The following is a 13,051-nucleotide window of genomic DNA, read 5'->3' as shown; positions in this document are numbered from 1 at the left end:
AAGATTTCGTGGGGTAGGGGTAAGTGTATCTATTTTTGCGACCTATCGGTCTGCGGGCTTACCAGCCCTTTAAGTAAATGTAAAAAGATACAATTCCAGTAAAAATAAAATTTTTACTGGAATTTAGGTGCTAAATCTCTGTTAAAAATAAAATGCCAAACTAAAAACTTGCAAGCAAATTTGATTTTCGCACAACCTGCCAGGGTTATCCACTGTTTCATTTTGTGCTTCAGGCATTTGTTCTTCATTGCTTTTTTCTTGCTGAGAACTTGTGTCATCATACTCTTCATCATCTTGGTCGTGCTCTTCAGAAGAAGCATCAACATTATCATTTTGTTCATCACTTGCTTGGTTGTTTTCTTGTTGATTATTATTTTCTTGTTGATTGTTATTCTCTTGTTCTTGCTGATTATTATCCTGCTCTTGTTGCTCCTCTTGAGAATTTGTTGAATCTTGCTCCTGTTGTTGTGTTTTTTCTTGCTCCTCCTGTTTATCCCTCACCCTATGTGGTAAAACATATTTAGCTGCCTCTTTTATATCAGATATATTTAATGCAATTCTTGATTCTAGTGCTGCAATAGCCTTTGCAGTTTGAATAATAATTATTTCAGCCCTATTTCCAGCACAATTTCCTTCCTTTGCTATAGAAGCTGCCAGCTGCATAGCATTTTGGGTAACCACTATTTTATTTAGTGATTCCTTTGCTCTTTTAACACTCAGCATAAGATTATCACTTTCACTCTGCCACTTTTCTATGAATAATATGGGATTTTTTTCATATTCAATTCTTCGCCTAATAATCTCAGCTCTTTTTCTAATATCCTGTTCTCCCGTTACTTCCACGTATAATCCAAAACGATCTAAAAATTGAGGGCGAAGTCCTCCTTCTTCTGGATTCATACTTCCAACAAGTATAAATTGTGATGGATGACGAAAAGAAATGCCTTCTCTTTCGACAATATTCATTCCTGAAGCCGCTGACTCAAGTAAAGTTTTTACTATGTGATCACTTAAAAGATTCACTTCATCTACATAGAGCAGATTTCCATTAGCCTTTTGCAAAATACCTGATTCAAAACGCTTTTCACCAAATTTAACAGCATGTTCAAAATTTATATTTCCACTTAGTCTATCTTCAGTAACATTAAGTGGAAGTTCAACCAACTGAATATCTGGTGTAATATTACATACACCTCTAACAAGGGTGGATTTAGCAGTTCCTTTTTCTCCGCTAATTAAAACTCCACCAATATTAGGGTTTACTATATTCCAAATTAAAGCCTTTTTTATAGCCTCTTGACCTATTACAGCTACAAAGGGAAATACTGTGTTTTTAGTCTGCACATTAACTTCCTCCTTATTACCCTATCCTAACTCTTCAAGGTTTCCTTCCATTAATAAAAAATTCCCCTTAACTTTAAACGTTAAGAGGAATAAAAATTCTCACCAAAAAATATGACTTGAACTTAATCAGGACACCTCCCCTATCGCTCGTAGAGTTCTTCGTGCATTAAATAGGCAGGTCTTCTGGCTTAAGTATCAACATTCCTACAACCTTCCCAGTTTCCCAGTGGTATACTGTAGGAACTTCTCTATCACAGCGGCGGGACCGCGTGGGATTCAAACCCACTTCCCTTTTAATCAACATATGTTAATAATATGTTAAACCTATTCTGTATATATTGAATTTTCCAAACACATTATACTATAATATATAAGTTTTAAGCAAGCTCATTATATAAATTAAATTGAAAATATTACTTTCTTTTCGATTGGACTAATTTTAATAATTGCTGACTTTCAAATCTGTTTCCTTTTTTAAAACCATAACTTTCTCACCATTTATATCCCTTTCTCCATTAAATTTAAACCCTCTATGCTTATACATATTTATAGCTTGTACATTGCTCTCATAAACACTTAAAAATATTTCATTACAATTGTATTCATTAAGCAATCGCTCAATTAGAATATCTAAACTTTTTTTGCCGTAACCTTTTCCTTGATGCTCCTCTGCAATCATAAATCTATCCAGCCATACTCTGCCTTTACTTTCTTCTTCTCTAAAAAATCCATACATTGCAAATCCCACTAAATTATTCTCATGGTAAATACCCACAGGTCTCCATAAATCTAATTCCTTTGCTTCATCTAAACATTCCTCTGTAGTTTCAATAAAACCCTTTTGCTCCTTTGCCACATGCAATGCTAATGCATCCCTGTAATTCTCTTTTGTGACTTTCCTTATTATTATATCCATTTCCCCTCACCCCATATTTATTATATACTAATCAATTCCAATAATTTCAATTTGCAATACTATATCCCTATTAACTGCTCCAAATCACTAATACTTTTTTTTATTTCATTAATCTCGATTTCATATTTCTTAACCATTTTACTTGACAAGTGAATTCCTCTTTGACTTAACACTTGAGTTCTTTCATCTTCTACATCTTCAAGATACTCCTGTAGCTGCTGAAGTTTTTTCATCTGCTCATCCTTACTCATTTTACTTAAATCAACCATTTAAATCCCCCCTAATTATATATAATTTTATTTCGTTAAATAAATAAATTCAATAGTCCAAACTAAGCTATTCTAAAATTATAACCTCGTAACATTTACTACACAGGTCTTCACTGTAAAATTCATATTAACTCTTTTTATGCTTATTATATATCTTAGGCTAGATCAAAAGTTATCCTATGATATTTTTATAAGCATCAATAAATTTACATGGTAATTTATCACATATATTGCCTAAAGGCAAGTGCTATCCATCTCCCATCTATAGGGGATGGAAGAATTTCGAACAATTATGTTAAATATTTTTAGTTTATCCCCTTAAATAAGAGTCAAAACCTTTATACCTATCATATTATAAATATTTACAAAAGAAATGTAAGATATAGCCACTGTTTATTCCTTTGATAATAAAAATATAATGAGGAGGCCACTTTTATGCAACGTTGCGAAGTAATAAAAACTAAAGTAGTAATTGCCGATGAAATATTCTATTTCCAAGATACAAGACCAGTTAATCCTGGATTGGGCAATTTAGTAAATGCACCTGTTTCTGAATCTAAAGCTAAGATTTGCGTATTAGCATGTGACGTGGAATGTGATAATAACAATAAATTAATTGGAACTATTACCTTTGGAATATGTGAAGATTTTACAATTGAAACTGAAAATGGTCCAAAGCCTGTAGAATATTTCTTTAGAGTAAAAAAAGACTTCACTTTCCAAAAGGCTGATTGTACAGATCTTAATTTATTAAACTGTACAACTCCACCATTTGATATAGATTCACTAAAATGTCAAATTGTAAGAGTTAAAGCAGATAACAATATAACAATAACTCCACCAGATTTCTTTGAACAAACACTTGACATTGAAGTAAAAATCATTGTTGAAGTAGAAAAGGTAGTATGTGTTAGCCTATGCCAAGATGCAGGTAACATTGAAATCTCTACTAATACTACACCTGCTGAACTAGATATGCAATAGACACTATCCTTAAACTTTATTCATAAACAAACAATGAGAATACTAATAATTTTAGTATTCTCATTGTTTATCACTTAAATTCTCACAAATTTATATTTATTACATAGTCTATTTATAGTATATAAATAATCTCTCTACTTTTTATATTAAAGCAATCCCATTCCCCAATGTTTAAAATAAATGCTATAATATACTTGAATTAGGCTTACTTTGCAACGTTAACATCTCCATAATTTCAACCTTATCATAAAATTACTAGTAAGCTTATACGTAACTGGCACTATGCACACTTAAGAAGATGTTAGTGTACATGTATATAAGTCATCTCAATTTACTAAAATGATTGGAGTGAAACTATGTTTTTAATGATTGATAACTATGATTCTTTTGTTTATAACTTAGTAAGATATTTAGAAGAACTGCAGGAGGATGTAAAAGTATACCGAAATGACAAATTATCTATAGATGACATAAAAAAAATGAATCCAGAAGGCATTATAATATCTCCAGGCCCTAAATCTCCTGAAGATTCAGGAATTTGTGTAGAAGTAATAAAAGAATTTGCAGGGAAAATACCTATTTTAGGCATATGCTTAGGCCATCAAAGTATAGGCTATGCTTTTGGTGCCCGCATAATTAAAGGAAAAGAGCCTGTACATGGTAAGGTAACTGATATTCATCACGATGATAAAGGTGTCTTTCAAGGAATAAAAAATCCAGTAAAAGTTACCAGATACCATTCCCTTATAATAGAAAAAGAAAGCTTACCTCACTGCCTAGAAATAACGTCAGAAACTTCAGATGGGGTTATAATGGGCATAAGGCACAAAAACTTTTTAGTTGAAGGTGTGCAGTTTCATCCTGAAGCAGCACTTACAGAATGTGGTCATGAAATGTTAAAAAACTTTTTGCAAAATGCAAAAGAACATAAATAATTTGAGGAGGCACTTATGGATATTTTAATTGAAGAAATAAAAACAGTTTTGGATGCCTTTGATATATACTCCTTATTTAAAGCAGATAACACCGTTACTTTACTAGATAGCGGTATGGATGCTGAAAAATTAGGGAGATATTCTTTTATAGGATTAAATGCATTTTCTACCTTCAAATATAAAAACGGTACATGCACTATAAATAATGAAATTTTCCAATGTAAAAATCCTTTTAAGCATTTAAAACATCTTATAAATAAATATAAAATAGAAAATAATACGGACTTTCCTTATATAGCAGGTGCCATGGGTTATTTCTCCTATGATTTAAGAACTGTTATAGAGGATACTGAAGCACTAGCAGTAGAGGATGTAAAAATACCTGATTGCTACTTTTATTTTTATGATAATGCAATAATAGTAGATAATCTACAGAAAAAGGTCTTTGTTACAGCTTTAGGTATATTAAACTCGCCAAACCATAGTATTAAAAATATAAAGAATATAATATCTTCGGGTACTAAAGTTAAATATCCTAAATTAAAAGAAAATAATGTTAATTTTATATCCAATTTTAAAAAAAATGAATACATAGATACCGTGGAAACAGTTAGACAATATATTAGAAGTGGCGATATATATATAACTAATCTAACTCAAAGATTTTTTTGTGAAACAAATAAATCACCTTATGAAGTTTATAGAGATTTACGTCATATAAATCCTGCTCCCTTTGCAGCATTTATGAATATAGAGGACTTTAGTATAGTCTGTTCTTCTCCAGAAAGATTTTTGGAGATAAAAAATAATATTGTGGAGACCAGACCAATAAAGGGTACCAGACCCAGAGGCAAAAATAAAGAAGAAGATTTAAAGAATAAACAACAACTTATAGACAGTGAAAAAGACCATTCTGAACTTCTCATGATTGTAGACTTAGAAAGGAATGATTTAAGTAAAGTATGTAAACCTAACTCTGTAAAGGTTACGGAGCTATTCCAATTAGAGGAGTATAGTACCGTATTTCATTTAGTATCTACAGTAGTTGGTGAACTGAAAAATGAATACACTGCAATAGATTGCATTGAGGCTTGTTTCCCTGGTGGCTCTATAACCGGTGCCCCAAAAGTCAGATCTATGGAAATTATAGATGAACTAGAACCCACTAGAAGAAATATTTACACCGGTTCCATAGGTTACTTAGGATTTGATGGTAATGCAGATTTAAATATAGTAATTAGAACTATACTTATGAAAAATGGCAAAGCTTATTTAGGAGTAGGTGGAGGAATCACTTGGGAATCCCATAAAGAATCAGAGTATGATGAAACCTTGGATAAAGCAGTAGCACTTATGAGAGCTCTTTAGAAATCTATAATTATGAAAAGGTGTGTAGTAATTATGATACTTTTAAATGGTAAGTTAATAGAAGAGGATAAAGTCACTCTAGATAGCGGATTTTATTTTGGAAGAGGGCTTTTTGAAACTATATTAGTAAAAAATAATCCTCTATTTTTAGAGGAACATCTAAATAGACTAAATACTGGGCTTATAACCATAGGTATAAATAAATTTATAACTGCTGATGATGTAGCTAATGCAGTTTTAAACTTAAATTGCAAAAATAATGTATTAAAATTAGTAGTAACTGAAAAAAACACTCTTTTTACTTGTAGAGAAAACAAGTATACAGAAGAGATTTATAAAAAGGGGTTTAGGGTAACAATAAGTGATGTAAGACGAAATGAATCTTCAACACTTACTTATTTAAAATCTATAAACTATATTGAAAACATCCTAGAACATGAAAAATGCATAAAACAAGGTTTTGATGAAGTGCTATTTTTTAATTTCAAAGATAATCTAGCAGAAGGAAGCATATCCAATGTATTCTTTGTAAAAAATGGTAATATATATACTCCAAAAGTGCAATGTGGCTTATTAAATGGAACTGTTAGAAAATACATTGTTGACAATAATGATGTTAAAGAAGGCAACTTTACAGAAGAAGATTTATTAAATTCAGAAGGAATCTTTTTAACCAATAGCATTATGGGAGTTATGTGGGTATCAGAAATTTGCGGCAAACCCTTGGCAAAGAACCGCATTATTGAAAAAATAAAAGAAGAATATGAATTATATGTTTCCAATTTTTAAAACAATATTTTTAAATCCAAAATGTTTTACACGCTTAATATACGTCAACTACCACTACCTATATAAAACGGTGGCTTCATCATCGATATTTGTAACCTAATAAATTTACCACTCTCCCTCTTAAACCACCGATTTGTGTTATTATACACAAAAATGCCAATTTATATCTTCTTGCTATAAATCACTCCTCTTAGGCATTAAAAAAAGATTTTATGCTATAATAATTTATGAATTGTATTATGATTAACCCACAATAAGCATTACATTACCTGAATTATGAAATTTCTCTGGAATGACTTGCATAAGAAGTGAAGGAACTGTTTAAATTAAATTTATTCTTCCAAGCTCTTATGCAAGGCATAGAGGAGAAAATTCATAATTCCATCGCATTGTACCTTTTTGTGGGTTAATCGTATTATAAAAACTTAGTAAAGCAATTGGGGGATGATTGTAATGAATTTTAATACTTTTTTCAAAGTTGGGGAAACTGCCGTTGATGACTACATAGTGAAGCCAGAAAATACAGCAGACGTTATTGGAAATACCGGTATCTATGTATTATCCACTCCTAGTATGATTGGATTTATGGAAAATACATCTGCAAATGTAGTAATGGATAAAATGCCTGAAAATTATAGAGTTGTTGGAACCAAAATTAATGTTGAACATATAAATTCAACACCTGTTAATATGAAAGTTACCGTAAAATCAACATTGATATCAATTGAAGGTAAAAAACTTCGTTACAATGTAGAGGCATTTAATGAAAACTGTAAAATAGGCTTTGGAACATATGAGCAACACATAATTAATTTAGGGAAATTTTTAAATAAAAACTAAGAGATGTTGTTTTTTTAAGGAGTGATTTTAGTTGAAAACAGACAAAGTAACGGAGAAGATAATAGGAGAAAAGAAAATTTATATTGTGGAGAATCATCATGAAGTTATAATTCCATGGTCAGAATATGCTTCTAATGCTGAAATTGCCCCAGTATTATTAACCTTTGACCACCATATAGATACTCGTAGTGCATTTTACAGGCATTCACGTAAAGTGGCTGGACCAGAGTGGAAAACCGTAAGAGAGCAATTGATAGCAAATGTAGATATAAATAAGTGGAGTACAATTGCAGAAGCATTAGAAAAACTTTGTAATGATGAGCATATAGATTTGGCATTACAAACAGGTATCATATCAGACGCAATGATATTTAGCTTATTGGAGGCAGGTATTTGCAGGGATTATGCCAATAATAAAATATGCTATATAGATCCTTGCTACAGTAGCAATTGTAACAATAATTCATATATACATGAGTTGCAAATGGATGTATATGATAAGGTAATAGAGAGCGAGACCCTATTGTTTAAATTAAATGAAATAAATAAGTTTATACCTGATTTTTTTACATCCAATAGAATAAACAAGAAATTTATTTTAGATATTGATTTAGATTGTTTCCATACTAAAAAAGCTATCAACGCCATGGATATGTCTGTCTTTAACTATTTAGTAAATAATGCAGAAATAATTACCATAGCAACAGAAGGATCTTACGTTGAGTTGGAAAAAAAGGATAATGATATAAATGAATTTTATCTTTTAGAAAAGTTATTAATGCACATAGAAAATGCTATAGAAAGAAAGTAATATGATGATCTTACCCAAAACACAATAATAAGGAGAACCAAATCTGTAGGGATGAGGTTCTCCTTATTATATAATTTCTACCTGTAAACTACTGACCACCTAAGAGACGTGACCTTTTTTCTAAATTCTTCCTAACCACAAGTGAAATCTCTATAATTCAGCCGTAAAACCTGGTACCCTTGTGGTCGAGGAAGCAGGAAGCCCCATGCCCTTGTGGCTGGGTAAGTTCACATTATATTTTTATACATACACATAATCATTAGCTACCGGCTGTAAACCACGAGCTTTAATTGCCTGATACACTTCTTCTACAGAACGTGTATCTGCAATTTCAAATTGATCATCTCCTACGTCTTCTACATCTTCAACATGACTTCCAATTCCAGTACTAACTCCAGCTGAAATCTTAGTAGCTGCTATACCAATTACATTATCACGGAATCTTTCACATTCTCTCGTTGAAATAGTGATATTTGCAAATGGCATAAATAAGCGATAGGCTGTAATAACTTGCAAAAGTTGCGGTTCATGTACATCTTTAGGGTTAATTTTATCATTGTTAATAATAGGTCTTAATCTTGGACAAGAAAAAGCAATTTCTGCATGTGGGTATTTTCTTTGAAGAAGATATGCATGCAATCCTGTAGCAAAAGCATCTTTACGAAAATCATCCAGTCCAAGTAATGCACCAAAGCCAACGCCACGCATACCACCCTTTAATGCTCTTTCCTGAGTATTGGCCCTATATGGGAATATACGCTTATGTCCTGCCAAATGAAGAGTCTCATATTTATCTGAATTATAGGTTTCTTGGAATACAGTAATAAAATCTGCACCACACTTGTGAAGATATTCATATTCATCAGAATTCATTGGATATACTTCTAAACCTATCATCTTAAAGTATTTACGTGCAATCTTACAAGCCTCTCCAATATATTTTACATCTGACATCTTTCGGCTTTCACCAGTAAGAAGTAGCACTTCCTCTAAACCAGTTTTAGCAATGGCCTGCATTTCTTTTTCAATTTCTTCATAATTTAATTTTGCACGGCGTATTTTATTATGACAATTAAATCCGCAGTAGATACAGTAATTTTCACAGTAATTGGCAAGGTACAATGGTGTGAACATGTAAACTGAATTACCAAAATGTTTTCTCGTCTCCTGTTGTGCTAACTGAGCCATTTCTTCTAGAAACGGTTCTGCTACTGGTGATAGCAGTGCTGCAAAGTCTTCCACTGTACGAGAATCATGATTCAAAGCTCTTCTTACATCTGTTGCTGTATATTGATCATAGTTATAGGCTCCCATGCGGCTAATGACCTGTTCTATTACATCTGATTCCAAAACTTCCATTCCTGGAATATATTCCATATGATTTATACGTTGTTCAATCATCATCTCACCCCCTACTTTTCTAAAAATCCAGTCAATGGTGAAGATGCTGCTGCACCCTTGTCCAATACACGACCTAAGCCAGAAAGATACGCTTCACGTCCAGCTTCAATAGCCTTTCTAAAGGCTCCAGCCATAGCTGGAATATCACCAGCAGTTGCAATTCCGGTATTGGCCATAATAGCTGCTGCGCCCATTTCCATAGTTTCACAGGCTTGTGATGGACGACCGATTCCTGCATCAACAATAATTGGAAGATCTATTTCATCTACTAATATTTTGATAAATTCTTTTGCAGCTAGTCCCTTATTAGAACCAATTGGTGATGCCAAAGGCATAATACAAGCTGCTCCAGCATTAACTAAATCACGTGCCACATTTAAATCTGCGTGCATATATGGCATTACAACAAATCCTTCCTTGGCAAGAATTTCTGTAGCTTTTATTGTTTCATAGTTATCTGGCAATAGATATTTTGAGTCGTGAATAACTTCAACCTTTACAAAATCTCCACATCCCAATTCTCTTGCTAGTCTTGCAATCCTAACTGCTTCCTCTGCATTTCTCGCTCCAGATGTATTAGGAAGCAGAGTTACCCCCTCTGGAATATAGTCTAAAATATTCTCATTACCCTTAGTGTTAGCACGTCTTACTGCCAATGTAATAATTTGTGCCTGCGCATATTCTACTGCGGCTTTAATCAAATCTAAATTATATTTTCCTGATCCTAGGATAAACCTAGATGAGAACTCATGTCCTCCAATTGTTAATACATCCTTTTTCATTAATTTCTCCCCCTCATTGATATAAAAATTTTAACTATTTAAGCTCTAACAAGCATACTTTTTAAGGCTAATTTTTTTCATATATCACTTTACACTATCTTTTAAACTATGATTTTAATTTCTACTTATTTGTCGTACAAAAACAACATATATAATATTAATCTCTTATCTATAGACTCTTATCTATGATCTATAGACTAGCCTCCTCCTACAAAGCTAACTGCTTCAAGAGAATCACCATCTTTAATAGTTATATTGCTATATTCATCTTTTGGTATTATGTTCCCATTGAGTTCAATAGCAACTCTATCTATGAAATATCCTTCCTGAATAAGCAACTTATCTAGCTGTATACCATTTTCATTATTTACTTCTTTTCCATTTAACTTTATCATTTGCTCACCCCCATTTCTAATCCCTAAACAAAAAAGGCCACACGAAGAACTACACCCAAGGTGGTGTACCCCTTCGTGTGACCTTTCACACTCTAGTAATATTTTATCATTGGTTTACATTATTGTCAAATTTAAGTTTCTACCTAATTACTTTGACTGGACTTTCACTAGGAAGCATAGCCAGCCTAGCTGGACGCACAAAAATCACCATCCTAAAATGATTAGTGCTTTAATCTCTCAAATTTCCTATATATCAAAACTTATTTGTACTACATTATTTTTCTCTTCAAAAGCTCTCATATAATTAAAAACTTCTTTTATGTCACAAATAATATTATTCTTATCACAGGTTTCTTTAATGATTTTCATCAATTTTTCATGATTTTTACTTATCACTTCATAGCTATTTCCATATTGTCTTATGTATTTTTCTTTTAAACCTTTAAAATGCTTATCTAAATTCTTATAATAATATTCCCTATTTCCACTTCTTAATGTTAATCCAATACCAAATACTATAATTCCTTTAACTTTAGCTTCTATACAATAATCTAATATTCCTCTTATATTTTCCTCCGTATCATTTATATAAGGTAAAATAGGAGTTAGCCAAACTACTGTAGGAATTTTGTTATCCCTCATTATCTTTAAAACTTCAAATCGTTCTTTTGTTGTAGAAACATTTGGCTCAATAATCTTGCATAATTCTTCGTCATAAGTTGTTAATGTCATCTGCACAACACACTTTGCTTTATTATTTATACTTTTTAGCAAGTCTAAATCTCTTAATATTCTATTTGATTTAGTTTGTATTGCTAATCCAAATCCATACTTATCAATTATTTCTAAACATTTTCTTGTATTTTGAAGCTTTTCTTCTAGATGAATGTATGGATCACTCATTGCACCTGTTCCAATCATACACTTTTTTCTTTTTCTCCTAAGTTTATCCTCTAATAGCTGTACTGCATTAACCTTAACCTCTATGTCTTCAAAAATATGATCCATTCCATAACAAAGACTTCTGGAGTCACAATATATACATCCATGAGTACATCCTCTGTAAATATTCATTCCATTATTACTAGATAATATACCTTTTGCTATCACATCATGCATATAATCACAGCTCCCTTCTAATACATTGTATCTTTTAATAATTACTTCAATGAAATATAAATATCAACCTTAGCATTAGTAAACTACATCCCTTTTACTTCGTTGAAGTGGGGGCTTCGTGATCAATACTGCTGTAGCAAGTTTACCCACGCTCAAAAGGTCGAACCAACCTCAGTATAATACCAAAATTACATAGATAATTTCAGTAAGTTTTTACTAGCACTTATATCCCTATCATGGTGCGTTCCACAATTAGAAGAATTCCATTCTTCCATACCACTATCTATTCCGCATCAAAATCAATAAAGTACTTTCTCTCTGGTGTATGTATCGTAAGTGTCGCCAAATTAATATTGTCATCTAAAATATCCACTCTGTATTCGAACATGATGTCGTCATTTTGTTTCTTCAAGAATAAGTAACTTCCTTCTTCTTGTTCCTCGGCCTCATCACTTATTTCATCGTAGACTTTTTCACCACTAACTTCTCCAGAATATCCTGATTTTCTTATCTTCTCTTCTATTGCTTTAAAAAACTGTTCCATATTTTTTCTCTCTTTCTTTTTTATATAAGTATATCATGTTTCTAAGTGAAAGTAGTCCTAAACATTATTAATTAATGATAAAATCCAAAAACCTCATTTACTTGTGGTACGGTTCTCCGTAACTACTTCAAATGAGATTTTTCCATTTTATTCTTGTGTATATATTCTACATAATTATGGTATAATTCTAAAGTACAAATTAAGAATTCCGTAGTGGATGGCTACGGGGGTTTTGAGCGTTTTATCCCCCTTGGACTATTGATGAATACATCATTATAGTTAGGGGGTGGTATTGGATATGCTAGAATTAACTATAAAAAGCTTTGTTACTATTTATATTATTAAATTAGTTTTAAAACATAATCTTTTTATTTCTAAGTTAATTATCAAGATTAAATTTCTTGGTATTCATATAGAACTTAATGGCAATCGAGTAGGAGCTGAATAATTATTTTATTCAGCGACCTCTCACACCACCGTGCGTACCGTTCGGTACACGGCGGTTCAATAAGAATTACCAACTGATAAATATCTTTCGGTTAATGTTATAAATC

At 31.9% G+C, this 13,051-nt stretch carries 15 protein-coding genes and 1 riboswitch; of the genes, 7 read left to right on the top strand and 8 right to left on the bottom strand.

Annotated features, from left to right (window positions below; all coding sequences use genetic code 11):
* Positions 1-141: 141 nt before the first annotated feature.
* The 3 genes from FGK85_RS12650 to FGK85_RS12640 all read right to left on the bottom strand — a co-directional run bounded on the left by FGK85_RS12650 (position 142) and on the right by FGK85_RS12640 (position 2,529).
* Complete coding sequence (locus tag FGK85_RS12650; protein WP_138207177.1) at positions 142-1,344, bottom strand: magnesium chelatase ATPase subunit I; 1,203 nt, start codon at positions 1,342-1,344, stop codon at positions 142-144.
* A 156-nt stretch (positions 1,345-1,500) separates the two neighbouring features.
* Positions 1,501-1,687, bottom strand: a riboswitch (cobalamin riboswitch).
* Positions 1,688-1,783: 96 nt separating this feature from the next.
* Positions 1,784-2,260: a GNAT family N-acetyltransferase gene (locus tag FGK85_RS12645; RefSeq protein WP_138207175.1), complete on the bottom strand. Its 477-nt coding sequence runs from the start codon at positions 2,258-2,260 to the stop codon at positions 1,784-1,786.
* A gap of 59 nt (positions 2,261-2,319) precedes the next feature.
* A complete protein-coding gene (locus FGK85_RS12640; RefSeq protein WP_138207173.1) occupies positions 2,320-2,529 on the bottom strand; it encodes a hypothetical protein in 210 nt (69 codons plus the stop codon).
* A 435-nt stretch (positions 2,530-2,964) separates the two neighbouring features.
* Between FGK85_RS12640 and FGK85_RS12635 the strand changes: the two genes are divergently transcribed.
* The 6 genes from FGK85_RS12635 (at position 2,965) to FGK85_RS12610 (ending at position 8,256) form a co-directional block, all read left to right on the top strand.
* Positions 2,965-3,513 (top strand): hypothetical protein, encoded by a 549-nt coding sequence (locus FGK85_RS12635; RefSeq protein WP_138207171.1) that lies wholly within the window; start codon positions 2,965-2,967, stop codon positions 3,511-3,513.
* Positions 3,514-3,869: 356 nt separating this feature from the next.
* The gene (locus FGK85_RS12630) at positions 3,870-4,448 is read left to right on the top strand and encodes an anthranilate synthase component II (RefSeq protein ID WP_138207169.1); all 579 of its coding nucleotides are present in this window, start codon (positions 3,870-3,872) and stop codon (positions 4,446-4,448) included.
* A gap of 15 nt (positions 4,449-4,463) precedes the next feature.
* On the top strand, positions 4,464-5,816 hold the full coding sequence (gene pabB, locus FGK85_RS12625; protein WP_138207167.1) for an aminodeoxychorismate synthase component I: 1,353 nt from the start codon (positions 4,464-4,466) through the stop codon (positions 5,814-5,816).
* 33 nt (positions 5,817-5,849) lie between these two features.
* The gene (locus tag FGK85_RS12620; RefSeq protein WP_138207179.1) at positions 5,850-6,605 is read left to right on the top strand and encodes an aminotransferase class IV; all 756 of its coding nucleotides are present in this window, start codon (positions 5,850-5,852) and stop codon (positions 6,603-6,605) included.
* Positions 6,606-7,058: 453 nt separating this feature from the next.
* On the top strand, positions 7,059-7,445 hold the full coding sequence (locus FGK85_RS12615) for a thioesterase family protein (RefSeq protein ID WP_138207165.1): 387 nt from the start codon (positions 7,059-7,061) through the stop codon (positions 7,443-7,445).
* A 31-nt stretch (positions 7,446-7,476) separates the two neighbouring features.
* Positions 7,477-8,256, top strand: coding sequence for a peptide arginase family protein (locus tag FGK85_RS12610; protein WP_138207163.1), 780 nt, complete (start codon positions 7,477-7,479; stop codon positions 8,254-8,256).
* A gap of 240 nt (positions 8,257-8,496) precedes the next feature.
* On the opposite strand, the gene thiH is transcribed toward FGK85_RS12610, so the two are convergent.
* The 5 genes from thiH to FGK85_RS12580 form a co-directional block, all read right to left on the bottom strand.
* On the bottom strand, positions 8,497-9,657 hold the full coding sequence (thiH, locus tag FGK85_RS12605; protein WP_138207161.1) for a 2-iminoacetate synthase ThiH: 1,161 nt from the start codon (positions 9,655-9,657) through the stop codon (positions 8,497-8,499).
* Positions 9,658-9,668: 11 nt separating this feature from the next.
* A complete protein-coding gene (locus FGK85_RS12600; RefSeq protein WP_138207159.1) occupies positions 9,669-10,439 on the bottom strand; it encodes a thiazole synthase in 771 nt (256 codons plus the stop codon).
* Positions 10,440-10,636: 197 nt separating this feature from the next.
* Positions 10,637-10,834 (bottom strand): sulfur carrier protein ThiS, encoded by a 198-nt coding sequence (gene thiS, locus FGK85_RS12595; RefSeq protein ID WP_138207157.1) that lies wholly within the window; start codon positions 10,832-10,834, stop codon positions 10,637-10,639.
* A gap of 246 nt (positions 10,835-11,080) precedes the next feature.
* The gene (locus FGK85_RS12590) at positions 11,081-11,953 is read right to left on the bottom strand and encodes an SPL family radical SAM protein (protein ID WP_138207155.1); all 873 of its coding nucleotides are present in this window, start codon (positions 11,951-11,953) and stop codon (positions 11,081-11,083) included.
* A 283-nt stretch (positions 11,954-12,236) separates the two neighbouring features.
* A complete protein-coding gene (locus FGK85_RS12580) occupies positions 12,237-12,497 on the bottom strand; it encodes a hypothetical protein (protein ID WP_138207153.1) in 261 nt (86 codons plus the stop codon).
* Between the two features lie 292 nt (positions 12,498-12,789).
* Here FGK85_RS12580 and FGK85_RS12575 point away from each other — a divergent pair, with 292 nt between their 5' ends.
* Positions 12,790-12,945: a hypothetical protein gene (locus tag FGK85_RS12575; RefSeq protein ID WP_171011422.1), complete on the top strand. Its 156-nt coding sequence runs from the start codon at positions 12,790-12,792 to the stop codon at positions 12,943-12,945.
* The last annotated feature ends 106 nt before the right edge of the window (positions 12,946-13,051 follow it).

This window comes from Haloimpatiens lingqiaonensis, from assembly GCF_901447495.1.
In the GTDB taxonomy this organism is placed as follows: domain Bacteria; phylum Bacillota; class Clostridia; order Clostridiales; family Clostridiaceae; genus Haloimpatiens; species Haloimpatiens lingqiaonensis.
Note: the sequence above shows the minus strand (reverse complement) of the source record. Positions and strands in the feature narration are given on the sequence as shown.